The organism is Streptomyces sp. NPDC031225 (assembly GCF_055570355.1).
In genome coordinates this window covers 106,560-129,690 of sequence record NZ_JBVIHJ010000023.1, presented here as the reverse complement: position 1 = coordinate 129,690, position 23,131 = coordinate 106,560, and the positions used below count along the sequence as shown (strand labels likewise).

The 23,131-nt window shown below is 71.7% G+C and carries 23 protein-coding genes and 2 tRNA genes; 6 read left to right on the top strand and 19 right to left on the bottom strand.

The window, feature by feature from the left end:
• The 6 genes from ACZ48Z_RS33170 to ehuB all read right to left on the bottom strand — a co-directional run bounded on the left by ACZ48Z_RS33170 (position 1) and on the right by ehuB (position 4,175).
• Positions 1 to 74, bottom strand: a tRNA-Lys gene (locus tag ACZ48Z_RS33170).
• An 87-nt stretch (positions 75 to 161) separates the two neighbouring features.
• Positions 162 to 920: an IclR family transcriptional regulator gene (locus tag ACZ48Z_RS33165; protein WP_468739597.1), complete on the bottom strand. Its 759-nt coding sequence runs from the start codon at positions 918 to 920 to the stop codon at positions 162 to 164.
• Between the two features lie 220 nt (positions 921 to 1,140).
• The gene (gene ehuA, locus ACZ48Z_RS33160; RefSeq protein ID WP_468739596.1) at positions 1,141 to 1,917 is read right to left on the bottom strand and encodes an ectoine/hydroxyectoine ABC transporter ATP-binding protein EhuA; all 777 of its coding nucleotides are present in this window, start codon (positions 1,915 to 1,917) and stop codon (positions 1,141 to 1,143) included.
• A gap of 10 nt (positions 1,918 to 1,927) precedes the next feature.
• Positions 1,928 to 2,578, bottom strand: a complete 651-nt coding sequence (gene ehuD, locus ACZ48Z_RS33155) for an ectoine/hydroxyectoine ABC transporter permease subunit EhuD (protein WP_468739595.1) — start codon at positions 2,576 to 2,578, stop codon at positions 1,928 to 1,930.
• Positions 2,575 to 3,273 carry an ectoine/hydroxyectoine ABC transporter permease subunit EhuC gene (gene ehuC / locus ACZ48Z_RS33150; RefSeq protein ID WP_328747724.1) on the bottom strand — a complete coding sequence of 233 codons (699 nt, stop codon included), beginning with the start codon at positions 3,271 to 3,273 and terminating at the stop codon, positions 2,575 to 2,577. The genes ehuD and ehuC overlap by 4 nt, the downstream gene beginning before the upstream one ends.
• Complete coding sequence (gene ehuB, locus ACZ48Z_RS33145) at positions 3,270 to 4,175, bottom strand: ectoine/hydroxyectoine ABC transporter substrate-binding protein EhuB (protein WP_468739594.1); 906 nt, start codon at positions 4,173 to 4,175, stop codon at positions 3,270 to 3,272. Before ehuB ends, ehuC begins: the two co-directional genes overlap by 4 nt.
• A 97-nt stretch (positions 4,176 to 4,272) precedes the next feature.
• On the opposite strand from ehuB, the gene ACZ48Z_RS33140 reads away from it, so the two are divergent.
• Positions 4,273 to 4,767 (top strand): DUF3830 family protein, encoded by a 495-nt coding sequence (locus ACZ48Z_RS33140; protein ID WP_468739593.1) that lies wholly within the window; start codon positions 4,273 to 4,275, stop codon positions 4,765 to 4,767.
• A 3-nt stretch (positions 4,768 to 4,770) separates the two neighbouring features.
• Here the strand turns inward: ACZ48Z_RS33140 and ACZ48Z_RS33135 are convergent, their stop codons facing one another.
• Together ACZ48Z_RS33135 and ACZ48Z_RS33130 are read right to left on the bottom strand one after the other, a co-directional pair.
• The gene (locus ACZ48Z_RS33135) at positions 4,771 to 6,183 is read right to left on the bottom strand and encodes an amidase (protein ID WP_468739592.1); all 1,413 of its coding nucleotides are present in this window, start codon (positions 6,181 to 6,183) and stop codon (positions 4,771 to 4,773) included.
• A 20-nt stretch (positions 6,184 to 6,203) separates the two neighbouring features.
• The gene (locus tag ACZ48Z_RS33130) at positions 6,204 to 7,151 is read right to left on the bottom strand and encodes a D-2-hydroxyacid dehydrogenase (RefSeq protein ID WP_468739591.1); all 948 of its coding nucleotides are present in this window, start codon (positions 7,149 to 7,151) and stop codon (positions 6,204 to 6,206) included.
• Positions 7,152 to 7,349: 198 nt separating this feature from the next.
• Here ACZ48Z_RS33130 and ACZ48Z_RS33125 point away from each other — a divergent pair, with 198 nt between their 5' ends.
• The gene (locus tag ACZ48Z_RS33125; RefSeq protein WP_468739590.1) at positions 7,350 to 8,147 is read left to right on the top strand and encodes a maleate cis-trans isomerase family protein; all 798 of its coding nucleotides are present in this window, start codon (positions 7,350 to 7,352) and stop codon (positions 8,145 to 8,147) included.
• Positions 8,144 to 8,875, top strand: coding sequence for a maleate cis-trans isomerase family protein (locus ACZ48Z_RS33120; RefSeq protein ID WP_468739589.1), 732 nt, complete (start codon positions 8,144 to 8,146; stop codon positions 8,873 to 8,875). Before ACZ48Z_RS33125 ends, ACZ48Z_RS33120 begins: the two co-directional genes overlap by 4 nt.
• 20 nt (positions 8,876 to 8,895) lie before the next feature.
• Here the strand turns inward: ACZ48Z_RS33120 and ACZ48Z_RS33115 are convergent, their stop codons facing one another.
• On the bottom strand, positions 8,896 to 9,426 hold the full coding sequence (locus ACZ48Z_RS33115) for a hypothetical protein (RefSeq protein ID WP_468739588.1): 531 nt from the start codon (positions 9,424 to 9,426) through the stop codon (positions 8,896 to 8,898).
• 11 nt (positions 9,427 to 9,437) lie between these two features.
• On the bottom strand, positions 9,438 to 9,704 hold the full coding sequence (locus ACZ48Z_RS33110; protein WP_468739587.1) for a hypothetical protein: 267 nt from the start codon (positions 9,702 to 9,704) through the stop codon (positions 9,438 to 9,440).
• 175 nt (positions 9,705 to 9,879) lie between these two features.
• Here ACZ48Z_RS33110 and ACZ48Z_RS33105 point away from each other — a divergent pair, with 175 nt between their 5' ends.
• Positions 9,880 to 10,989 carry an LLM class flavin-dependent oxidoreductase gene (locus ACZ48Z_RS33105; protein ID WP_468739586.1) on the top strand — a complete coding sequence of 370 codons (1,110 nt, stop codon included), beginning with the start codon at positions 9,880 to 9,882 and terminating at the stop codon, positions 10,987 to 10,989.
• A gap of 3 nt (positions 10,990 to 10,992) precedes the next feature.
• Here the strand turns inward: ACZ48Z_RS33105 and ACZ48Z_RS33100 are convergent, their stop codons facing one another.
• Positions 10,993 to 12,807, bottom strand: a complete 1,815-nt coding sequence (locus tag ACZ48Z_RS33100) for a putative bifunctional diguanylate cyclase/phosphodiesterase (RefSeq protein ID WP_468739585.1) — start codon at positions 12,805 to 12,807, stop codon at positions 10,993 to 10,995.
• Between the two features lie 284 nt (positions 12,808 to 13,091).
• Here ACZ48Z_RS33100 and ACZ48Z_RS33095 point away from each other — a divergent pair, with 284 nt between their 5' ends.
• Positions 13,092 to 14,375: a M6 family metalloprotease domain-containing protein gene (locus tag ACZ48Z_RS33095; protein ID WP_468739584.1), complete on the top strand. Its 1,284-nt coding sequence runs from the start codon at positions 13,092 to 13,094 to the stop codon at positions 14,373 to 14,375.
• 157 nt (positions 14,376 to 14,532) lie between these two features.
• Here the strand turns inward: ACZ48Z_RS33095 and ACZ48Z_RS33090 are convergent.
• From ACZ48Z_RS33090 to ACZ48Z_RS33060, 7 genes are all read right to left on the bottom strand, one after another.
• Positions 14,533 to 14,606 (bottom strand) — tRNA-Lys (locus tag ACZ48Z_RS33090).
• Entirely contained in the window at positions 14,597 to 15,184 is a 588-nt protein-coding gene (locus ACZ48Z_RS33085) for a bifunctional DNA primase/polymerase (RefSeq protein WP_468739583.1), read from the bottom strand. The genes ACZ48Z_RS33090 and ACZ48Z_RS33085 overlap by 10 nt, the downstream gene beginning before the upstream one ends.
• Positions 15,185 to 15,320: 136 nt before the next feature.
• Positions 15,321 to 15,689 (bottom strand): hypothetical protein, encoded by a 369-nt coding sequence (locus tag ACZ48Z_RS33080; RefSeq protein ID WP_468739582.1) that lies wholly within the window; start codon positions 15,687 to 15,689, stop codon positions 15,321 to 15,323.
• A gap of 116 nt (positions 15,690 to 15,805) precedes the next feature.
• Positions 15,806 to 17,143, bottom strand: a complete 1,338-nt coding sequence (locus ACZ48Z_RS33075; protein ID WP_468739581.1) for an AAA domain-containing protein — start codon at positions 17,141 to 17,143, stop codon at positions 15,806 to 15,808.
• On the bottom strand, positions 17,140 to 18,732 hold the full coding sequence (locus tag ACZ48Z_RS33070; RefSeq protein ID WP_468739580.1) for a hypothetical protein: 1,593 nt from the start codon (positions 18,730 to 18,732) through the stop codon (positions 17,140 to 17,142). The genes ACZ48Z_RS33075 and ACZ48Z_RS33070 overlap by 4 nt, the downstream gene beginning before the upstream one ends.
• The gene (locus ACZ48Z_RS33065) at positions 18,723 to 19,898 is read right to left on the bottom strand and encodes a hypothetical protein (RefSeq protein WP_468739579.1); all 1,176 of its coding nucleotides are present in this window, start codon (positions 19,896 to 19,898) and stop codon (positions 18,723 to 18,725) included. Before ACZ48Z_RS33065 ends, ACZ48Z_RS33070 begins: the two co-directional genes overlap by 10 nt.
• Positions 19,795 to 20,748, bottom strand: coding sequence for a phosphatase PAP2 family protein (locus ACZ48Z_RS33060; protein ID WP_468739578.1), 954 nt, complete (start codon positions 20,746 to 20,748; stop codon positions 19,795 to 19,797). Before ACZ48Z_RS33060 ends, ACZ48Z_RS33065 begins: the two co-directional genes overlap by 104 nt.
• 208 nt (positions 20,749 to 20,956) lie before the next feature.
• Between ACZ48Z_RS33060 and ACZ48Z_RS33055 the strand changes: the two genes are divergently transcribed.
• Positions 20,957 to 21,553 carry a histidine phosphatase family protein gene (locus ACZ48Z_RS33055; RefSeq protein ID WP_468739577.1) on the top strand — a complete coding sequence of 199 codons (597 nt, stop codon included), beginning with the start codon at positions 20,957 to 20,959 and terminating at the stop codon, positions 21,551 to 21,553.
• 144 nt (positions 21,554 to 21,697) lie between these two features.
• Here ACZ48Z_RS33055 and ACZ48Z_RS33050 read toward each other — a convergent pair whose 3' ends face one another.
• Positions 21,698 to 23,128 carry a tetratricopeptide repeat protein gene (locus ACZ48Z_RS33050; RefSeq protein WP_468739576.1) on the bottom strand — a complete coding sequence of 477 codons (1,431 nt, stop codon included), beginning with the start codon at positions 23,126 to 23,128 and terminating at the stop codon, positions 21,698 to 21,700.
• Positions 23,129 to 23,131: the final 3 nt, after the last annotated feature.

The window sequence follows — 23,131 nt, the reverse complement described above, 5'->3', positions numbered from 1 at the left end:
TGCGCCGCCAGGGACTCGAACCCCGGACCCGCTGATTAAGAGTCAGCTGCTCTAACCAACTGAGCTAGCGGCGCATGACTCTCGCCCTCCGCCTTCGGCGGCTGGCGACAGGGAAAATAATACCCGGTCCGCGGGGGTGCTTCCGACCACCTGCGGGGGCCTCAGATCGCCAGGGACAGCAGGACCGGTGCCGCGGCCCTGTTCAACCGGTCCGTCGCCTGGCGGAGCCGATGGGCCTGGGCGATCGGGAGGGACAGGGCCAGGCAGCCCACCGACGAGCCCGCCGTGATCGGGACGGCCGCGCACACCGTGCCCACCGCGTACTCCTGGAGGTCGAGGTGGGGGACCGTCGGCGGCTGGGCCTCCAGGCGGGAGAGCAGCAGCCTGTCGTTGGTGATGGTCCGCGAGGTGAGGCGGGTCATGCGGTGGCGCGAGAGGTGGTCGCGGCGGCCGTTGTGGTCGAGCTGGCTGAGCAGGCTCTTGCCGAGGGCCGTGGCGTGCGCGGAGGAGCGGAAGTCCACCCACTCGTTGACCGCGGGGGTCGCGGGACCGTCGGCGTACTGGGAGATGGTGACCTCGCCGTCGACGTACCGGCTGATGTAGATCGCCGCGCCGATCGAGTCGCGCAGCTCGTCCAGGGTGCGCTGGAGCTGGGCGCGCAGGGCCTGGTCGCGTTCGTGGGTGGAGCTGAGCCTGGTCAGGGCCTCGCCCGTCACGTACGCGCCGTCGGCGACCTGCTCGACGTATCCCTCGCGGCGCAGCATCCTCAGGAGCGCGGTCAGCCGCTCGGGGTCCAGACCGGTGGTGCGGGCGAGTTCGACGTCGGTGACTCCGGTGGAGTGCCGTGCCACCGTCTCCAGGACGCGCAGTGCGTCCTGGGCCGAGTGGTACGGCGCGGTCGGCTCGTGCTTCAGCGCCACGGTGTTTCCCCCTGCGGCTCGCTCGGTGCACTACTACTGGGCAGTATCCGAAAAGCGATCCCTCCCACGATAGCCGTCAAAAGGCCGGTAGTGAGCGGGTGTTGACGAGATTCAGGCCCCGGCCCGGGCCTCCCAGCAGGGGCGCTGACACGCTGGCATATGCCACAGGCACCACCCGAGCCGGGGACCTCGAAGATTGAACTTCGTTCACTTCTTGTGGTCAGAGAACCGCGCTGAGAAATTCCCGGGTGCGGTCCTGCTCGGGGTCGCTGAAGATCTTTTCCGGGGTTCCCGACTCGATGATGCGACCGGAGTCGAACATCAGGACCTGGTCGGAGATGTCCCGGGCGAAGTTCATCTCGTGGGTCACACAGAGCATCGTGATGTCGGTGGTGCGGGCGATGTCCCGCAGTACGTCGAGCACGCCCGCGACCAGCTCCGGGTCGAGCGCCGAGGTCACCTCGTCGAGCAGCAGCACCCGCGGCCGCATGGCCAGCGCCCGCGCGATCGCCACCCGCTGCTGCTGCCCACCGGACAGCTGGGTCGGCCGGGCGCCGGCCTTGTCGGCGAGCCCCACCAGGTCGAGCAGCTCACGCGCGCGTGCCTCCGCCTCGTCCTTGGGCAGGCCGAGCACGGTGACGGGGGCCTCGGTGATGTTCCTGAGCACCGACATGTTCGGGAACAGGTTGAACTGCTGGAAGACCATCCCGATCTTCTTCCGCACCTCGCGCAGCTGCTTCTCGGGCGCCGGGAACAGCTTCTCGCCGTCGACGGAGACCGTGCCCTCGTCGGGCTCGGTCAGCGTCATCAGCATCCGCAGGATCGTGGTCTTGCCGGACCCCGAGGGACCGATCAGCGTCACGTGCTTGCCGGAGTCCACGGAGAAGTTCAGCCGGTCCAGGACCGTGTTCGACCCGAAGCGCTTGGTCACGTTCTCGAAGCGGATGAGCTCGCTGCCGTCCACCGGCGGGTTGGTGTTGGCGTCGGATTCCTTCATGAGAGGGGTGTCAGCGGACAAGACGTCGCTCCAGGGATCGCAGAAGAAGGGAGGCCAGATAGGAGATGACGATGAAGGCCACGCCGATGACGGTCAGGGGCTCGGTGAACTGGAAGTGCTGCTGCGAGTACAGCCGCGCCTGGCCGAGCATCTCCAGGACCGTGATCACCATCAGCAGCGGTGTGTCCTTGAGCATCGAGATCACGTAGTTGCCGAGGGCCGGCACGACCCGGCGGATCGCCTGCGGCAGGATCACCACCTGCCAGGTCCGCACCCGCGGCAGGTTCAGCGCCGTCGCCGCCTCCCACTGGCCGGCGGGCACCGCCTCGATACCGGCCCGGTAGACCTGCATGGTGTACGTCGAGTAGTGCAGCCCGATCCCGATGACACCGGTGGCCAGCGCCGAGAGCGTCACACCCCACTCGGGCAGCACATAGAAGAGGAAGAACAGCTGGACCAGCAGCGGGGTGTTGCGCACGAACTCCGTGACCACCCCCACCGGCCAGCGCACGAACCGCGACGGCGCGCGCATCAGCAGCGCCCACACCAGCCCGAGCGCGAACGAGATCAGCGAGCCCAGCGCCAGGGCCTGCAGGGTGACCAGCAGTCCGTCCCAGAACTGCGGCATGAAGTCGCCTACGGCACTCCAGTCCCATGTCATCCGACACCACCTCCGACAGGCTGGGGCACCTTGACCTCACGCGTGGGTTCCTTGCCGACCCCCGCCTTGAGCTTCTTCTCCAGACCGCGCATCAACCGGGTCAGCAGGAACGCGATCACGAAGTAGATGAGCAGCAGATACGTGTAGATCCCGGCGCTCTCCTGGAGGGCGAGCCGCACCAGGTTGCCGCTGAACGCCAGATCGCCCATGCCCATCACGGACACCAGCGCGGTGCCCTTGAGCAGTTCGATCAGCAGGTTGGAGAACGGCGGGATCATCTCCGGCACCGCCTGCGGCAGCAGGATCAGCCGCATCCGCTGCCAGGGCGTGAAGCTCAGCGCGATCCCGCCCTCCTGCTGCGCCGGGTCGACCGCCTTGAGCGCCCCGCGCACGATCTCGGAGCCGTACGCCCCGTAGGTCAGCCCGAGTGCGAGCGTGCCCGCCCACATCGGGACCAGCTGCCAGCCGAAGGCCGGGGGCAGCACGAAGAACACCCAGAAGATCATCACCAGCGCCGAGGTCCCGCGGAACACCTCGGTGTAGAAGCCCGCGAGGAAGCGGACGATCCACAGCCGGTGGGTGCGCGCGACGCCGACCACGAAGGACACGGCGGCGGCGAGGAGTGAGCTGAAGACCAGTAGCTGGACGGTCGTCCAGATGCCCTTGAGGACCAGTTCCCAGAGTCCGGTAGTCATCCGCCGCAGAGCTCCTTCGCGGTCAGGTCCGTCATCTCGGCCTGCGTGAACCCGAAGGGCCTGAGGATCCTCAGCACCTCGCCGCTCTTCTTCAGCTTGTGCAGCTCGACGTTGAAGGCGTCCCGCAGATTCGTCTCGGTCGGCCGGAACGCGAAGGCGCCGCCGTCGATGTGCGGCTTGCCGTCCACGATCGCGGAGAACGGCTTGGTCGCCTCCGCCTTGCTGGACTTCTGTACCACCGCACGGGTGGTGACGGCGGTCCCGGCGAACACGTCGACGCGGCCGGCCTCCACGGCGTTCAGCCCCGCCACCTGGTCCGGGACGAGCAGGATGTCGCTCCGTTTGTACCCCGCGGCGATGGCGTAGTCGATCTGCGCGTTCCCCGTCGCCGTGCTGAACCGCGCCTTCTTCTTGACGACGTCCTGGTAGTTGTGCAGACCCAGCGGATTCCCCTTCCGTACGACGAAGGAGTCCTGGATCTGGTAGTCGGGGTCGGCGAAGATGACCTGCTCGCAGCGCTCGGGGGTCACGTACATCCCCGCGGCCACGACATCGAACTGCTGCGACGTGAGCCCCGGGATGAGCGACCCGAACTCGGTCGGCACGGGCTGCACCCGGTCCACCCCGAGCCGCTTGAACACGACCCTCGCGAGTTCGGGTGCCTCCCCGGTCAGATCGCCGTTCTTGTCGATGTACCCGAAGGGGATCTCACCCGCGATTCCCAGCCGTACGACACCTGCCGCGCGCAGCCGGTCGAGCAGTTCACCGCCGCCTGTGGCGGAGGCGGTGGCCACGCGTGAGCAGCCGGCCGCGCCCAGGGCACCGAGCGCCGCCACCCCCGCGAGCAGCGATCGGCGGGTGGTCCCGGATATGTGTTCGCCATGTTCCAGTGGTGGAGCCATGGCGGCGCGGCTACCCGACCGGATGCGACTTATGCAGGCCGATTTGAGCCCCGTTCCGCGCCGATGCCCTCTTGACCGGCGGGGCACCATGGAATGCATGGCTGACCGTTACATCGAAGTCTCGCTGGTCAAGCGGGGGATCACCGCCACGGCAAAGCTTCTCGACGACCGGGCACCGATCACCTGCGGCGCAGTGTGGGACGCGCTCCCGCTCGCCGGTGACGTCTATCACGCGAAATACGCGCGCAATGAGATCTACGCCCTTTTCCCACCTTTCGCGGAAACGGAACCACCACTGGAAAATCCGACAGTTACTCCAATTCCCGGAGATCTCTGCTATTTCTCCTTCGCGGGCGCCGAACTCGGCACCAAGTCCTACGGCTACGACCGCGAGGTCCGCGCCGGCACCACCCTGGTCGACCTGGCCCTGTTCTACGAGCGCAACAACCTGCTCCTGAACGGCGACGTGGGCTGGGTGCCGGGGATCGTGTGGGGGCAGGTCGTGGACGGACTGGACGCCCTGGCCGACGGCTGCAACGACCTCTGGCGGGCGGGCGCCCTCGGCGAGAGCCTCCGCTTCAGCCGGGCGTAGCGCTCACTCCACGCCGACCCGGGCAGGCGGCCGGATGCCCGCCGCGTCGGCCTCGTACAGCGCGTGAGCCGCCCGTAGCACCAGGTCGTCCCGGTGCCGGGCGGCCACGATCTGGAGTCCCACCGGCAGCCCGTCGCCGTCGGTGCCTACGGGCACGCTCGCCGCCGGCTGCTGCGTCATGTTGAAGGGGTACGTGAACGGCGTCCAGCCCGTCCAGCGGTGGTGCCCCGAGCCCTTCGGCACCTCGGTGCCCGCCTCGAACGCGGTGATCGGGAGGGTCGGGGTGACCAGCAGGTCGTAGGAGTCGTGGAAACGCCCCATCCGGCGGCCGAGTTCCATCCGGACGTCCACCGCGGCGAGGTAGTCCAGCGCACTCATGCGCGCCCCCAGACCGCAGATCTCCCGGAGCCCCGGGTCCAGCAACTCCCGCTGGTGCGGACCGAGATGCTGGGTCACGCGGGCCGCCCCGCTGAACCACAGGGTGTGGAAGGCGTCCACCGGATCGGCGAAGTCGGGGTCGGCCTCGGTGACGTACGCGCCGAGTTCGGCGAGGCGTTCCACGGCACGGCGGACCGCGGCAGCCACCCCGGGCTGCACGGCGACCTGGCCGCCGAGGGACGGGGAGTACGCGACCCGCAGGCCCCGTACCCCGCCCGGCAGCGCCGCCGTGTACGGGCCGGCCGCCGGGCCCAGCGCCGACCAGTCGCGGGAGTCCGGCACCCCGATCACGTCGAGCAGCAGCGCCGCGTCGGCCGCGTCGCGGGCCATCGGGCCCACGTGGGCGAGGGTCCCGAAGGCGCTCGCCGGGTAGAGCGGCACCCGGCCGTACGTCGGCTTCAGAGCGAAGATCCCGCAGAACGCGGCCGGGATACGGACACTGCCCCCGCCGTCCGTGCCCAGCGCGAGCGGCCCCGCGCCGAGCGCCACGGCCGCCGCGGCGCCCCCGCTGGAGCCGCCCGCGGTACGCGTCGGGTCGTGGGGATTGCGGGTCACACCCGACAACGGCGAGTCCGTGACGCCCTTCCAGCCGAACTCCGGGGTCGTGGTCCTGCCGAGGAAGACCGCGCCGCTCTCCCGCAGCCGGGCCACCGAAGGGGCGTCCTCCTCCCAACTCCCCTGCTCCGAGATCGTTCTGGAGCCCTTGAGCGTCGGGACCCCGCGCATCAGCAGGATGTCCTTCACCGTGACCGGCACGCCGTCGACCGCGCCGGACGGCTCCCCGCGCCGCCACCGGTCGGCCGACGCGTGGGCCCGCGTCAGGGCCTCCTCCCCGGTCACGCGCACGAAGGCGTTCACCTCCGGCTGGATCCGCTCGGCCCGTTCCAGGGCCGCCCGGGTCGCGTCGACGGGGCTGAACTCGCCCTTGCGGTAACCCTCGACGAGTTGTACGGCGGTCAGTTCGGTGAGGTCCTGCATCTGTGCCCCTCCGTCGACGTTCAGTGCCCTGGTACGTACCCGCGTTGCTTGTCGACCACGTTCGACAGCGCGCGGCCCGCCTCCCAGCGGTCGTACAACTCCACGAACTGGGCGCCGAGTTCATCACGCCAGCCGATCGTGTCGCCGCTCATGTGCGGGGACACGATCAGTCCCGGGACCCGCCACAACGGGCTGTCGGGCGGCAGGGGTTCGGTGTCGAAGACGTCGAGGGCGGCACCGGCGATCCACCGCTTGGACAACGCCTCCACCAGCGCGTCCTCGACGACCAGCTGGCCCCGGCCGATGTTGATGAAGCGGGCGGAGGGCTGCATCATCCCGAACCTGCGGGCGTCGAACATGCCGTGCGTCTCCGCGGTGAGCGGGGCGGCCGCGATCACCCAGTCCGCGCGGGCCATCAGACGGTCGAGGTCGTCGGGGCCGTGAATCCCGGTGCGGGAGCGGCGGCCGACCAGGGCGGTGACCATACCGAGCGCCTTGAGGGTGCTCACGATCGCCCGCCCGATGGGCCCGGAACCGACCACGCACGCGCGCGTGCCGGCCACCCGCTGGGACTCCCGGTGCCGCCACACGCCCTCGCGTTGCAGCTCCAGGGTCCGGGGCAGGTCCTTCGCCATCGTCAGGACCAGCGCGGCCACGTACTCGGCGATCGGCTGGTCGAAGACACCGCGGGCGTTGGTCACCCTCGTGTCGGAGGCGACGAGTTCGGGGCACATCAGATGGTCCACGCCCGCGCTCGCGGTGTGCACCCAGAGCGGTCGCGAGCCCTCGCCCGGCCACGCCTCGCGCACCGCGGTCGAGGTGAAGTCCCAGACCAGCAGCACGTCGGCGACCGGCAGCCGCTCGGCGAGCCCGGCCTCGTCGGTGTGCAGGATCCGGGCCCGGCCGGTGAGGCTCCCGAGGCGCGGCGGGGGGTCCGCGTCAAGGACCAGAAGGATGGGGACGGACATCGAGGCACCGTTTTCTGCGGATTGTCGCGGGGCTGCCGGGTGTCTGACGTGGGCGGGAACACCGGCGGTGACACCGATGTGATGTGTGCGTGACATGGGCGGATTGACCACGCTCGCACCCGAACCTACCTTCGTCAACACAGGCGTTGAGCACGTTCCGCTGTCCCACCGTCTCTCACCGTGAGGCCGGTCTCTGCCATGGACGTTTCCTTTCCGGGTGGTCCGCGCCCTCAGCGCGGTGTCGGTGTCGTCGCCCCCTTCGACTTCGCGCTCGACCGCGAGCTGTGGCGCTGGGTCCCCGACGAGATCTCGCTCCATCTGACCCGCACGCCGTACGTCCCCGTCGAGGTCAGCCTCGACCTGGCCCGCCTGGTCAGCGAGCACGAGACCCTGCACGAGGCGGTGCGCACCCTCCACGCGATCGCCCCCGAGGTCGTCGCCTACGCCTGCACCTCGGGCAGCTTCGTCGGCGGGACCGCCGGGGAGCGGGCCATGTGCGCCGCCATGACCAGGGCGGGCGCGGTCCCGTCCCTGACCACCTCGGGCGCCCTGCTGGACGCGCTCGCCGAGCTCGGCGTGGCGCGCGTGGCGCTGGTGACGCCGTACACGGAGTCGGTGACCCGGTCCCTGGAGGAGTACGTCGCCGAGGCGGGCGTGACGGTCACCGGGTGCGCCTACATGGGCCTGACCCGGCACATCTGGAAGGTGCCGTACCGCCAGGTCTCCGAGATGGCGCACCAGGCCGTACGGCACGACGCCCAGGCGCTGTTCATCAGCTGCACCAACCTGCCGACCTACGACGTCATCCCGCAACTGGAGGCGGAACTGCGCATCCCGGTGATCTCGGCCAACCAGGTGACGATGTGGGCGGCGCTGCGCCGATTGGGTACCCGAGCCGTGGGACCGTACCAGGCGCTGATCGACCCGGCGGCGAGGAGCGGTCCCGTACGCCCCGTACTGCCGGACGAAGAACAGCAGCAGGAAGGCTGGACATGACCGCACTCGGATTCCTCTACCCGGGCCATTCCGCGGAGGACGACTATCCGCGCATCGAACAGCTGCTGGGCAGCGACATCCGCCTGGACGTGGTCCACACCGACATCGGCACCGACGCCCACCGCGTGGACGCGCTGCTGGAGATGGGCTCGGCGGAACGGCTCGCCGCGGGCGTCGAGGAACTGCGCATGTCGGGTGCCGAGTCCGTCGTCTGGGCCTGCACCAGCGGCAGTTTCGTGCACGGCTGGGAGGGCGCGCAGGAGCAGGTGCGTGCCCTCGCCCGTACGGCAGGCATGGCCGCCTCCTCCACCTCCTTCGCCTTCGTGCACGCGGCGCGGGAGATCGGGGCCGGGCGGGTGGCGGTCGCGGCGACCTACCCGGACGACGTGGCGGACCTGTTCGTGCGGTTCCTGCGGGCGGGCGCAGTGGAGGTCGTCCAGGTCCACGGCGCCGGGATCATCACGGCGGCGGAGGTCGGCACCTGGGGCGAGGAGGAGGTCTTCGCACTGGCCCGGGCGGCCGACTCCCCGGACGCCGAGGCGGTCCTCCTCCCGGACACCGCCCTCCACACGGCGACCCACATCCCGGCCCTGGAGAAGGAACTCGGCAAGCCCGTCCTCACCGCGAACCAGGTCACCGTCTGGGAGGCCCTGCGCCTGACGGACCGCAGGGTGAACGCCCCCGCGCTGGGCGCGCTGTTCACGAAGGAGCCGATCGTCCAGGTCTGACACGAGGTGGCTTCAGGCGCTCACCACCGACGCTCCTGCGGGACGTCGGTGGTGAGCGCCGTGCGCATGGTGCGCAGCCGGCGGTGCTGGAGGTTGCCCTGGAGGACGAGCCAGCCCAGGAAGGCAGCGCCGAACCCGGCGAAGCCGAGTGTCTGCCGCGGTCCCGCGGTCAGGGCCGTCAGCACCACGACGGCTCCCGACAGAACGGCGAGGAAGATCTGGGCCGCGACACGATGCCGGGTGCGATGCAGACGCTGTTCCACCAGGTCTCGCATGGCCTGCCGCTCCTCGGGCGCGGTGGGGACCTCGCCGCGGCGCAGCTTCCCGTCCAGCGAGACGAGACCGCCGGTCGATCCGGCGACCCGCTTCTCCCTGCGGCGCACGGCGATCACGACGACGATCCCGCCGAGGGAGGCGAAGGCGACGCGCACCAGGACCGACGCGGTCGACTGCTCGGGGAACAGCAGCAGGACCATGGCGGAGGCGAGCAATACGGACAGCGCGAACCGGAGCCACAGATGCCTGCTGAGCAGGGTGTTGACGCGTTCCACGGTGTCCTCCCTCACAGGCTGGTCCGGGCCCGTCGGCGGATGCCGAGAACGCGCATCGTCAGGCCGACGGCCAGCAGTACCAGGGACACCGCGCAGTAGGCCCACGAGCCGGTGCCGCGCACGGCGTCGACGGTGGCCAGCACCACCCACAGGGCGGCGACGACACTCAGCGCGGTCCACGCGATGTCGGCGATACGGACGGACAACTGGGCGCGCTGTGCGGTGCCGGGTTCGAGCGGTCCGAGGTCCGACGGCCGCGACGTGTTCTCCCGCGTCATGGGCGATCCCTCCAGTTTGTGAGGTTGTGCGCCCCGGGTACCCGGAGGTCCCTGCGACAAGCGGTCAAGTGCCGTACGGGATACGGAAGATGGGGCTCCAGGGAGACATGCGACCGAGCCCCGGGAATAACCGGGGACACTCTCCTGTTGTGGCCAGGACGACAGCGCACGGCACATGAGCAGGAGGCACCCCACCGTGGCGGAAGACGAGATCCGAGGTACTGCACAGGGCACCGCCCCCGTACCTCTCTCGGTACTCGACCTGGTCACCGTCGGCGCCGGACGCACGGCCACCGACGCCCTGCGCACCAGCGTCGCCATCGCCAGGCTCACGGAGTCCCGCGGCTACCACCGCTACTGGGTCGCCGAGCACCACTCCATGCCGGGCGTGGCGTCCTCCTCGCCCGCGGTGATCCTCGCCCACCTCGCCGCCCACACCACCCGCATCCGGCTCGGTTCGGGCGGTGTCATGCTCCCCAACCACGCCCCGCTGGTGATCGCGGAACAGTTCGGCACCCTGGAGGCGATGGCCCCGGGCCGCATCGACCTGGGCCTCGGCCGGGCTCCCGGCACCGACGGCGGCACCGCGGCCGCCCTGCGACGCACGGACCGGCTCAACGAGGGCGCCGACGACTTCCCCGAGCAGCTCGCCGAGCTCACCCGCTTCCTGGACGACGACTTCCCCGACGGCCACCCATACCGCCGTATCCACGCGGTCCCCGGCCCGGTCCAGGCGACCTCGCCCGGCGGCGTCCAGTCCCCGCACCGCCCGCCGCTCTGGCTGCTCGGCTCCTCCGGGTTCAGCGCCCGGCTGGCCGGCACCCTCGGTCTGCCGTTCGCCTTCGCGCACCACTTCTCGGCGCAGAACACCGTCCCGGCCCTCGGCCTCTACCGCGAGTCCTTCCGGCCCTCCGCGGTCCTCGACGAGCCGTACGCCCTCATCGGCGTCTCCGCCCTCGCCACGGACGACGAGAAGGAGGCCCGCCGCCAGGTCCGCGCAGCCGCCCTCAACATGATCCGGCTGCGCACCGGCCGCCCCGGCCTGGTCCCCACCCCCGAGGAGGCCGAGGCCTACGAGTTCAGCCCCATGGAGGAGGAGTTCGCCGCCTCCTGGAACTCCAACGTCATCCACGGCACCCCGGACGAGGTCCGCTCCGGCCTCGACGACCTCCACAAGCGCACCGGCGCCGACGAGCTGATGCTCACGGGCAACGCCCACAGCGGCGACGTACGCCTGCGTTCCTACGAACTCCTCGCGGACGCCTACGGGTTGCCGACGGTCTGACGCTCAGACCTGGGCCTCCATCAGCCCGGAGATACGATCCGGCGACACCGGCCGCGAGTACAGCCAGCCCTGGCCGGTGTCGCAGCCGATACGACGCAGGCGGGTGGCCTGGGCCGAGGTCTCGACGCACTCCGCGGTGACGGTGAGGCCCAGGCGGTGGGCGAGCTGGATCATCGCCTCGACGACGACCTCGTCGGCCGGGTTGGGGGCGACGCCCTCACCCTCGTACTGGAATCCGCGCACGAAGGAACCGTCCAGTTTCAGGACGGAGACCGGCAGCCGGCTGAGGTAGGCGAGGTTCGAGTAGCCGGTGCCGAAGTCGTCGATGGCGATCCCGACGCCCATGTCGCTCAGCGCCTGCAGGGCCTGCAGCGGGCGGCCTGCCGAGCCCATCACCGCCGACTCGGTGAGTTCGAGCTGGAGCAGGTGGGGGGCCAGGCCGGTCTCCGCGAGGGTCTTCGCCACGTCCGCGACCAGGTCGGAGTCCCAGACCTGGCGGACCGCCACGTTGACGCTGACGAAGATCGGCGGCTCGTCGGGGTGGTCCAGCTGCCATTGACGGGCCTGCCGGCAGGCGGTGACCAGGATCCAGCGGCCGAGCGGGACGATCGAACCGTCCTCCTCGGCCAGTGCGATGAACCGATTCGGCGTCAGCATCCCGAACTGCGGGTGGTTCCAGCGCACCAGCGCCTCGACCCCGCGCAGCCGGCCGTCCTCCATACACACCAGCGGCTGGTACTCCAGCTGGAACTCGCCGCGCTCGATGGCCGGACGGAGCGTGGAGGCGAGGGCCTGACGGGTCACACGGTGGGCGTTGCGCTCGGGGTCGAAGAGCGTCCAGCGGTCCCTGCCGTCGGCCTTGGCCCAGTACAGGGTGGTGTCGGCGGCCTGCATCAGACCCGTCGCCGAGGTGCCCTCCGCCTGTCGCTCCACGACCCCGATCGACGCCGACACCGACATCCGGTGACCGGAGACGTCGAAGGGCGCCTGGATCGCCTTCAGCAGCGACTCGGCGAGGTCGGCGAGCTGATCCGTGCCCGTGGAGTCCTCGACGAGCAGGGCGAACTCGTCGCCGCCCAGCCTCGCCACCAGGGGAGTGGTCGCCCGGCCGTGGCCCGCCTCGTCCGCGCAGCGCGTCAGGCGCTCGGCGACGGCGGCCAGCAGCCGGTCGCCGACCCGGTGGCCGAGGGTGTCGTTGACGGCCTGGAAACCGTCGAGGTCCAGATAGCACAGACCGATCCGGCCCGTGCCGCCCTGTTCGTACGACTCCGCCTCCAGCGTGGCCGTCAGCCGCTCGAAGAACAGGGTGCGGTTGGGCAGCCGGGTCACCGGGTCGTGCATCTGCAAGTGCCGCAGCCGCGCCTGGAGTTCACGCCGGGCGGTGATGTCGGCGACGGAGAGCAGGACACCGGGGGAGCCCTCGGGGCCCTCAGCCAGCGGCGCGACCGTGATCTGCGCCCACAGCGAGTGTCCGTCGGGATGCTTGAGCCGGCGTTTGCAGCGCAGCTTCGCCTGCCGGCCGCGCAGTACCTCGCGGTAGGTGTGCCAGGTGCGGGCTTCCGAGGCCAGGTCCACCAGATCGGCGGCGAGCGCTCCGGCCAGCTCCTCCGGCACGGCGCCGAGCAGCTCGCCGAAGGCCGGGTTGGCGTCGACGACCGTGCCCTCGCGGTCCACCACCGCCATGGCCAGCGGCGCTGCCGCGAAAGCCGCGCGGTGCGTCGGGGGCTCGATACGAGCAGACGCAGTGATGTCACTCTCTGTCACGGCTGCCCCGTCGAGGTCTGTCGCGGGCGCCGGCCCTTCGGACGTTCCGTTCACCGCTAGCTCCCGCAGTGCACTCGATCGCTGTCCGCGCAGGAAAGTGTGCCGATCATAGAGGTTGCCCCCAGGCCCTTCCAGCCATTGCCCAGTCTCGATGACCGGCAACCCCTTCTGACAGATCGTTTCTGCCCGCAGCTGGACGGGTTCTTCGGTCCCGGGACCGCTTGTGACGTTCCGTGAGTGATTCGGGGGTGTCGGGCGGTTCGACAGGTCACGCCATCTCACTCATCCGGTGCAGATAAACAGGGCGTATTACCGCAAATACGAACAGGCTGGGTGCGGTGTCCCGCGAACCGCTCCCGGAGGTCACGTTGTCGCGCCCGTTTCCGCGCACCCTTCCGCGCCCCCGACTGCGCAGCACCGCGGCCGTGTTCACCACGGTGGCGGCCCTCGCCGCCACGTCCCTCGTCACCGGACCCTCGGTCGCCGAACCCTTCTCCTCGGGGCCCTGCACGCTGGAGCGCACCGAGGCCCACCACTCGGAGGGGGTGGACACCTGGAACACGGCCTATCCGCGTCCGGCCCGCTCCCTCGACGCGGTGATGGTCTTCCTCTCCTTCCCGGACGCCCGGCCCATGACCAGCCCCGCCGAACTGACCGCCGATCACTTCCCGGCCACCACCCGCTTCTTCGAGCGTGCCTCCTACGGCCGCTTCACCCTGCGCCCGCACCCGCTGCGGCACTGGATCCGGATGCCGCACCCGTCCACGGCGTACGCCATACAGCGCGACTGGAGTGCCAAGGACCGGGCCGCCTACCTGCGCGACGCGCTCGCCGCATCCGACGGGCAGGTCGACTTCTCGCGCTACGACGTCGTCTACTTCGTCGCCGACCCGGACGCGCCCGGCGTCGACTCGGACGCCACGAAGGTCGTCAACCTGGACGTCCCGCTGCGCGCCGACGGCACGGACATCCGGCGGGTCGTCACGGTCTTCGAGAAGCACCCGCCGGACCGGCTCGTCCTGGCCCACGAGACCGGTCACGTCTTCGACCTGCCGGACCTCTACCACCGGCCGATGGACGGCAAGGGCGACTGGGACACGTACGTCGGCGACTGGGACCTGATGGGCAGCCAGTTCGGTCTCGCCCCCGACCTGTTCGCCTGGCACAAGTGGAAGATGGGCTGGCTGGAGGGACGGCAGGTGGCGTGCGTACGGGGGCCGCGGCCGGCCCGGCTGACCCTGGAGCCGCTCGAGACCGGCCCCGGCAACGCCGGGATCTTCGGACCGGGGCGCGGCACCAAACTCGCGGTCGTGCGCACCGGGACCGACAGCGCGCTCGCCTTCGAGGCGCGCGGGGCGGTCGGCAACGACGCGGCGGTCTGCCGGCAGGGCGTGCTCGTCTACCGCGTCCACAGCGGCGCCGCGTCCGGCGGCGGCCCCGTCCAGGTCATCGACGCCCACCCCCGCACCGAGGCCTGCTGGGAGAACTCCGTCTACCCACCCCTCGCGGACGCCCCCGTCAGCGTGGGCGAGAGCTTCACGGTGCCGGGGGACGGAGCACGGGTGAAGGTGACGGGCCGGACCGCCTCGGGGGCATGGAACGTGGAGATCACGCCCCGGTAGCCGGCGGTACGCGAAAGGCTCCCCACGACGCGAAGAGCCTGCCCGTGTTGTGCGCCACTGGGTACCCGAACTCCGGATCCGCGGCTTGCTCGGGTGTCGGAACGGCTCGCCGCAATGTCGAAGGCCCTCCGTTTGCACGGAGGGCCTTCGTTGTCTGTGCGCCGCCAGGGACTCGAACCCCGGACCCGCTGATTAAGAGTCAGCTGCTCTAACCAACTGAGCTAGCGGCGCCTGCTGACGTCGTAGACCTTAGCATCCTGATCGGCCGGGGGAAAAATCGATATCCGCACCGCCGTGCGGGCCGCCCGCACGGCCGCCCAGACCAGGATTTCCGGCCCCGGCAGCCAGGGATGACGGGTGTCGGGGGCGACCAGCCAGCGGGTCGTCAGCGTGGACTTCGCGGTGCCCAGCGGGGGCGGGACGGTCACCGCGTCGCCGGTGCCGTGACACAGCAGCGGTGGGATCGCGGCCGTACGGCCGAACTCCTCCCAGCGCAGCAGGGACGGCAGCCGCTGGGCCGTTCCCGGCGCCGCGAACAGCAGCATCCGGCCCCTGAGCGCCGCCACCGGCCCCGAGCCCGGCCCCTCGTCCCAGAGCCGGTCGACCATCCCGCGCCCGAAGACCGCGGGGGCGCTGATCACGTCGAAGGCGGTACCGCAGGGCAGTACCACCGGGGCGGTGGGCCGCTCCTCCCAGAACGCCAGGGTGCTGCGCGGGTACGGTCCCGCCGAGGCGAGCCAGGCGGCTCCGTCCGCGGTGACGCCCGAGACGTCGAAGCGGTCTGAGAACGGTTCGTCGCGTGTGCTCATGCCACCTACATTTACCGGGCGTGAGCGGACCGTCTCCGAGGGTTGCGGGAAACCGGGACAGGGCGGGGCAGCAAGGAGTATCTTGCCCACCTGGCATATGCCAAGGATTTTTGACGAGAGTCACGGCTGCAACAGTTCACACCGGATCGGCGTGCCCCGCCCCGCCCTCCGCGCCGCCCAGCAGGTCCCGGCCGAACTCGACCATCTTCTTCGCGTAGTCCTCGGTCCACTCGGCGCGCTCGGCGATGTCCGCCGTCGTCAGCCGGTCGAAGCGCCGCGGGTCGGCCAGCTGGGCCGCCGCCATCGCCTGGAACTCCACGGCCCGGTCGGCCGCGGCACGGAACGCGTGCGCCAGCTCGGTGGACCGGGCCAGCAGCGCGCGGGGGTCGTCGATCGACTCCAGGTCGAAGAAGTGCTCCGGGTCGTCCGCGACTTGCGTGGGCTCGAACAGCAGGGGCGCGGGGCGTAGCCGCGGTTCGTTCCGACGCGGCGTGGGCTCCGCCATGTCTTCATCCTCCTCGTACGTCGTCCGTACCGACGGCCCGCCTGCGGCCGGGCCACCGTCCATTGTCCCGCGCCCGTGCAAGAGGGCCGGATTCCGTCCGGCGGGGGCGGTGGCGCTCACGGTTGCCATGGCACCCGGTGTTCGGCCAGCCGCGCCAGTACCGCGTGGTTCGCCTCCCAGCCGTCCGGGAACTTCACCAGGGTTCCCAACTGGACCGGTTCCGTGGACGGGTAGTCGTCCAGCAGGTCGCTCACCCCGGCCCGGCAGACCACGATGCAGGCGTGGCGGTGGCGGGAGGCCAGGACGCACAGGCGGCCGGTCTCCAGGTGGAAGGCGGTGGCGTCGGGGCGGCCGGAGAGGGGGTGGAGGACCACCGTGACGTCGTACTCGCGGCCCTGGAGGCGGTTCGCGGTGTCGACGGTGACGCCGCCGACGCCCAGGTCGGCGAGCGCCGCGCGGACGGCGGCCGCCTGGTCCCGGTGGGCCGTGCCGACGGCGATGCGGTCGGCCGTCAGGGGGGCCGGGTCGGGCGAGCGCTCCGACGTGGCGGCCCCTCCCCGGTCCAGCAGCCGTCGTACGACGGCCGCCACCGCCCGTACCGCCTCGGGGTCCGTGCGGGGAGTGTGCCGCGCGGGCAGCTCCAGCAGACCCCAGCCCGACTCGGCCGCCGCGTCGATCACCCGGTCGGGACCCGAGCCGTCCGAGGGGATCGCGAAGGCGAGCCGGCGGTCGTCGTGGCCGGTGCCGCTACGGAAGGGCGTGTACGGGTAGAAGGCGTCGGAGACGAGCGGCGCGGCGGAGGCGGGCAGCCGCCAGGACACCGGCAGGCGGTGTTGGGGCAGTTGCGGGTTGTGCGCCAGCAGGGTCGTCACCGCCGAGGCCGACGGGTCGTACGACAGCCCCGCCCACTGCTCGCTGCCCACGATCGCGAACGGGTCCAGCTGCCCCGGGTCACCCACGAACAGCGCCCGCTCGAACAGCCCCGCCACCGCGAGCAGCGAGTCCGAGCGCATCTGGTACGCCTCGTCCACGATGGCGTGCGCCCACGGCTCGTCGACCTTGACGTGCCCCCACTTGGCGGCCGTGGAGATCACCACGGGCAGCCCGGCCAGCTCGCCGGCCTTCGCCGATGTGCGGACCTGAGGCAGGTCGTCCAGCGCCTTGTCGTACGGGTCGGCGTCACTGCTGTGCAGCCGGCCGACGGGGAGGTCCGGGTTCTTCTCGGCGAGCCTGAGGACGAGGTCGTCGACCTGGGCGTTGGTCTGCGCCACCACCATCAACGGGCGCCCGGCATCGGCCAGTTCGAGCGCCGCCCGGACCACGAGCGTGGACTTCCCGGCGCCGGGCGGGGAGTCGACCACGACACCGCGGTCGGTGCCGTGCAGGGTGTCGTGGAGGATGGCGGCGGTGGCCCGGCCGGCCTCGGCGCCGGGGTCGAAGGCGCGGGTGGTCACAGGACGTCCTCCTGGGTCAGGGGATCGGCGCTCTCCTGCACCGCCTCACCGGGCGGCCCGCCGTGCGTCCACGGGGTGTTCTCCGGGTCGGGCAGCTTCGCTCCGCCGCGCTGCTCGTGCTCGAAGAGCGTGAAGCACACCCGGTCGCCCTTCTCGGGCACGGACCCGGTCTCCGGCTCCTTGCCGCGGCCCATCTTGTCGAGGACCTTGAGGACGATCAGCGCGCCCTCCTCCTCGTACGCCACGAACTCGGCGGACTGCGGCTTGCCGCCCAGGGAGCGGTACACCTTGGCCCGCTCGCCCAGATGCGGCCGGTCGTCGGTCCGTACGGTGACCAGCGGGCGCGGGCTCGGCCGCTTGCCCTCGCTGTACGTCATGACGACGTCCGTGACCTCCCCGGCGAAGGCCTCCCCGGCCAGCCGCCGCCCGGCCATCACCAGCGGGTCGTCGAGCGCCTCCTGCGCCTCCAGGCGGGCCTGTTCGCGTTCGCGTGAGGCGAGCTTGTTGGCGGCGGTGACCGCGTCGTCGCGGCGCGGCTGCGGGGGCTCACCGGCGACGACACGGTCCCGGTGGCTCGTGAACGACCAGCGGTCGCGCGTCCACCGCTCCTGCACATGCGCGCCCTCGGGCAGCTCCCGCAGCAGGTCGAGGCCCCGCCACACCGCGTCCCAGGTGGGGCGCGTCCGGCTCACGACCAGGGCGCGGATCTCCCGCTCGGCGGCGGTGAGCACACCGAGCCGGTCGTCGGCCTCCAGTCCGTCCTCGGCGGCTGCCAGGGCGGTACGCGCGCGGTCGTAGCGCTCCAGGGCGGGGGCGAGCAGCTTGTTGTCGAACGCCGGGTCGGTGGCGGGCCCGGCGGGCGGGTGCAGCAGCTGGCCGCGGTCGTCCCTGGCGAGTTCGGCGGTGAGCGCGGCCTCGGCGCCGGAACGGCCCTCGGGCGGGTCGATCCACGCCAGCAGCGCGCCCAGGTGCTGGTCCTCCAGAGTGGACTGGCCGGTGGACCAGTGCCGGGCCAGTACGTCCGTCATCGCCAGCAGCAGCGAGGATCCCGGGACCCGGGCCCGCTCCCCGAAGTGGGTCAGCCAGCGGCCCAGCAGCGGCACCCGGGGCGGGGCGGGATACGGGGTCTCCGGGTCCTGTTCCGCCGTACGCCGAAAACGCATGGACCGCCCGAGCAGCCGTACGAAATCGACGCCCGCGCGGCTCGGCAGGATCAGTTGCGGGGCGTCCGCGCACAGCTCGACCTCGACCTTGACCCGCTTGCCGGTCTCCGGATCGGTCTCGTTGCGCTCGGCGGCCTCGACCGCCTCCGCGTACTCGTCGACGTACGGCAGGACGACATCCGCCAGCTCGGCCAGGAACGCGAACCTGAGGTCCCGGTCGCGCGGCTGCGGTACGACCAGGAGGTGCGGCGCGTCCCGGTCGGTGCCCACGAGCGCGCCGAGCGGGGCACCGGCCTCGCCCGCGGTGGTCAGCGGCACGAGGACGAGGGGGCGGTCGGCGAGGTGCCGGTGGCGGACGGTGGCGGCGGGCTGGGCACGGCCGGTGCTGACGGCCTCCAGCCGGGCGAGCGTGGTGATCAGCGACATGCGGTCACCCCCAGGGCTTCGGCGCGCAGTTCCGCCGCCCTGCGCAGCGCCGCCACCGCCGGGTCGTCGGGGTCGCCCGCCTCTCCCCGGGCCGCCGCCAGGACGTCCTCCACCGTCGCCAGGCCGCCCAGCTCCGCGCGCACCGAGCGGCCCAGGGAGGTCACCGCACCGGCCTCGCGGGAGCTGGTCCGGCAGTGGAAGGCGAGTTCGCACGCGGACAGGCACTCGGGGGCGTAGGCCGCCGGGACCGACTCGACGGCGGCGGTCAGTTCGGCCGAAGGCAGGTCCGGGGCGAAGCAGGTGCCTTCGGGGAGGGCGTCGGCGATGTCCTCGATACGGGTGAGACGGGTCAACTGGCGGGCGGTGACCGCGCGCTGCTTGCGGATGTCGACGGCGGAGGCCGTGGGGAGGTTGGAGAAGTCCTTGGGGCAGACCAGGAGGACCCGATGGCGGACCGTGGGGGCCGGGTCCATACGGGCCGCGACCTCCTCCAGCGCCAGGACGTACACCGCGGCCTGCCGGGCGGCGGCGCCCACCTTCGACGGGTCCGCCGAACCGTCCAGCATCGGGAAGGACTTGATCTCCACGACGGTCCAGCTGCCGTCCGGGTGCACGACCACGGCGTCCGGCTCCAGGTAGGCGGGGGAGCCGGCGACGTCCAGGGCGAGCATGGGGTGGTCGAGCAGCGTCCACCCCTGGGTGCCGCCGGCCTCGCGCAACGCCAGTGCGGTGCGGGCCGTACGGCCCTCGGGGCCGATCGCGGTGAGGTCGGGGACCCGGGCGTTCGCGGGCGGCTCGGCGGTCCGGTCCAGCCGCTCGTGCACCAGCCGCAGCAGCTCCGCGCCGCCGTCCGCCTTGACCTTCGCCTCGAAGGCGTTGCCCCGCGTCAGGGCGAACTGCGACTGTCCGAAGGCGGACGGCGAACCGAGCGCGCTCGCCAGCGCCGTCTTGTCCACCCCGGAGCCGTCGAGGATCGCGCGCCGCCGGCACCCGGGGTTCGCGGCGAGCGCCGCGAGGGCGCGCGCGTCCAGTGCCTTGGCCGGTACCTCGGGGCCGCGCAGCTCAGCGAGCCGCTGCCGGAGCGCCGTCCCCCGCGTCCGCGGGAGAGGGACTCGGCTCGGCTCCGTCTGCGAACCGTGACTCGCGCTGCCGTGGAATGTGCTCACCCGCGGAAGTCTTGCATCCGTCACTGACAATTGAGGGCTCTGCGTCACGTGCGACGACCGGGGCGGGGGATATCCGGGCCCGGACGCCCGCCGTGGCCCGGTTCGCGGCGCGGGTGACGTACGGGGCGAGCAGGAACCCGAGTCCCATCACGGCCGCGCCCGCGACCGCGTCGAGGAAGTAGTGGTTGGCGGTGCCCATGACCACGATCGTGGTGATCAGCGGGTAGCCGACGGCCGCGACCTTCGTCGTACGCGTCCTGCCGTACCGCCACAGCATCACACCGCACCACAGGGCCCAGCCCACGTGCAGGCTCGGCATGGCCGCGTACTGGTTCGTCATGTCGCCCATGCCCCGGGGGGCGCTCGCCTCGCCGCCCCACCAGCCGTACGAGCTGTACTGGGCCATCGTGTCGACGAAGCCGTGGCCCGCCGAGAGGAGACGGGGCGGGCAGGTCGGCAGCAGGGTGAAGCCGATCAGGCCGATGAAGGTGGACGTCATCAGCCAGGTGCGGGCCGCGCGGTACTGCGCGGTGTGGGAGCGGAACAGCCAGATCAGGACGGCGGGCGTGACCAGGTAGTGCAGCGAGGCGTACCAGAAGTCGGCCGGTACGCCGATCCAGCTCTCGCTGGTGAACAGCCGGTTCAGGGGATGCTCGGCGTTGATGCGCAGGACCTTCTCGATCCTCAGGATCGTCAGTCCGTGGTCGACGGCGCCGCTGACATCGTTCGGGGCGAGAAGCCGGCCCGCGCTGTAGCAGGCGTACACCAGCACGATCAGAGGCAGCTCGGTCCACCAGCGCAGCCGCGTCCCCGGGGCTGCCTCGGTGCCTGGTGTCTCGGTCTGCGGCATCCGATCCTTTCCCCTTCGTTTCGCGCGGCGTCCGGCGGTCGTCGTCCGGTCGTGCCACTTTACGGCGTATGTGCGGGCCCTCGTGGATCGGCCCCACACAGCGCCTTCGGCCTTCAAAGACGCAGAGATCGCCCGCCGGGTTGCCCTCCGACAGGGTGCGGGATGATGGAGGGGTTCCGCCTCCGCTTTCCCCCGGAAAGGTCTCTTCATGGCACCGCGCGTTCTGCTGGCCCGGCACGGACAGACCGAATGGTCGCTGTCCGGCAAGCACACGGGCAGGACGGACGTGCCGCTTCTGGAGGAGGGCCGACGGGGGGCCAAGCTGCTCGGGGAACGCCTCCACCGGGCGCCCTACGACGGCCTGACCGGGGTGGAGATCCGCACGAGCCCCCTGGCACGCGCGCGTGAGACGTGCGAACTGGCCGGGTTCGGGGAGCGGGCGGCCACCTGGGACACGCTCATGGAGTGGGACTACGGCACGTACGAGGGCATGACCCCGGACGAGATCCAGGCGGTGCGGCCGGGCTGGCTGATCTGGCGGGACGGGGTGCCGCGGGGGGAGTCCCCGGCGGAGGTCACCGCGCGCGCGGACGAGGCCGTCGCGTGGGCGCGTTCCGCCGACCGGGACGTGCTGGTGTTCGCGCACGGGCACATCCTCAGGGCGATCGGAGCGCGTTGGCTGGGTCTGCCGGTCGACTTCGCGGCACGGATACGGCTGAATCCGACGTCCCTTTCGGTGCTCGGTTGGGCTTACGGGGAGCCTGCGATCGAGAGCTGGAACGACGTGGGGCATCAGGGGTCGTAGCCGGGTGCGGCTGAGTGGGGGCTGGTCGCGCAGTTCCCCGCGCCCCTGAGTGGGTACAGCTGGGCAGACCATGACTGCACCGACCTAGGGGCGCGGGGAACTGCGCGACCAGCCCCCACCGGGCCGCACCCGAACAACTGCCCGTCACGCCGTTCGCGGCAGGGACGCGTGGCGTTCCAGGAACGCCGACACCCCCGACGCCCTCCGGTGCGGCAGCAGCACCCTTGCCGTCCCGGCCAGCATCGTCTGGACGCGGGACGACTGGACCTCGCCCAGCAGCTCCAGCACCCGCAGGCCCGCCGCCGAGGCCTCGTCGGGGTGGCCGCCGCGGGCCAGGTCGTCGGCCAGTTCGGCCGTGTACAGCGCGATGTTGCGGGTGAAGTGCGGGTCCTGCAGATCCGCGGCCCGGCGCGCGTGCCGGGCGGCCCGCCGCCAGTCGCCCAGGGCGGACCAGCACTGCGCCTCCAGCCCCTCCAGTTCCGCCTCGCCGTAGAAGCTCATCCACTCGGGGTCCACGTCGCAGGTGCCCCGCTCGAAGAGGACCTGGGCGCGCACGAGGGCCTGCTCGCATCCCGTGCGGTCGGCGAGCCCCGCCCAGCCGCCCGCCTCGCGCAGCGCGAGCAGCGACATCAGGCGGGCCGAGCCCAGGGGCCGCGCGACCCGTTGCGCGGCCTGCGCCGACCGCACCGCCTCACGCGGGCGGCCCGCGTCGCGCGCGAGGAAGGCCGTGTTGCAGAAGGCGTGCGCCTCCAGGGCGTCGTCACCGGTCACCCGGGCCGTCGCGAGCGCCTCCGCGTAGTGCGAGCGGGCGTCGTCGAACCGGCCCGAGTCGTGCGCCAGCCAGCCCACGGAGATGGCGAGTTCACCGGCGCCCGCGAGCAGCCGGTCGGCGGTCGTCTGCCGGGTCGCGCCCGCGTCCAGCAGCGCATAGGCGGCGCGCAGCGGAGCCGCCGCACGCCGGTACAGACCGTCCGCGCCGTGCCGGTCGTCGAGCAGCCGGATTCTGCGTACGGCCTCTTCCAGGGCGCCCGCCTGGCTCGCCCCGGCGCGGCGGAACAGCCGTCCGGCACCGGTGGTCGCGGGCGGGACGGCCGCGGCGTCGGTGGCGAGCCCGAAGGGGCCCAGCGAGGCGGCGGCCACCGTGGCGCCCCCGCCGGTCATGAATGCGCGACGCAGCACGTCGCTCTCCTCGTAGTCGTCGTACGTCTCGTCGGGGTCGTGCGTGTCCTGCGTGTCATACGGCTCGCGGGCCCCCTGCGTCTCATCCGCGGTCGTGCGCGTCCGGCGTCCGCGTACGGATGCGCGGGGCGCGAAGCCCAGATCGGCGAGCGTGCGGCCGGGGAACATGTGCAGGAACACCCGTTCGTACGCGTAGTTGGGACAGCGGATCTCGCCCGCCTCGACGCGGCCCACATAGCGCGCGTCGCAGCTGACCCGCTCGCCGATCTCACGCGCGGACCGTCGTACCGCCGCGGCGAACTCGGCCGGCGAGCGCTGGCCGCGCAGGCGCCGGAACGCGAGGTTCGGCCTCGGTGGCATGGGGGACTGGGACGGGGTCACCATTGACGACGCCATGGC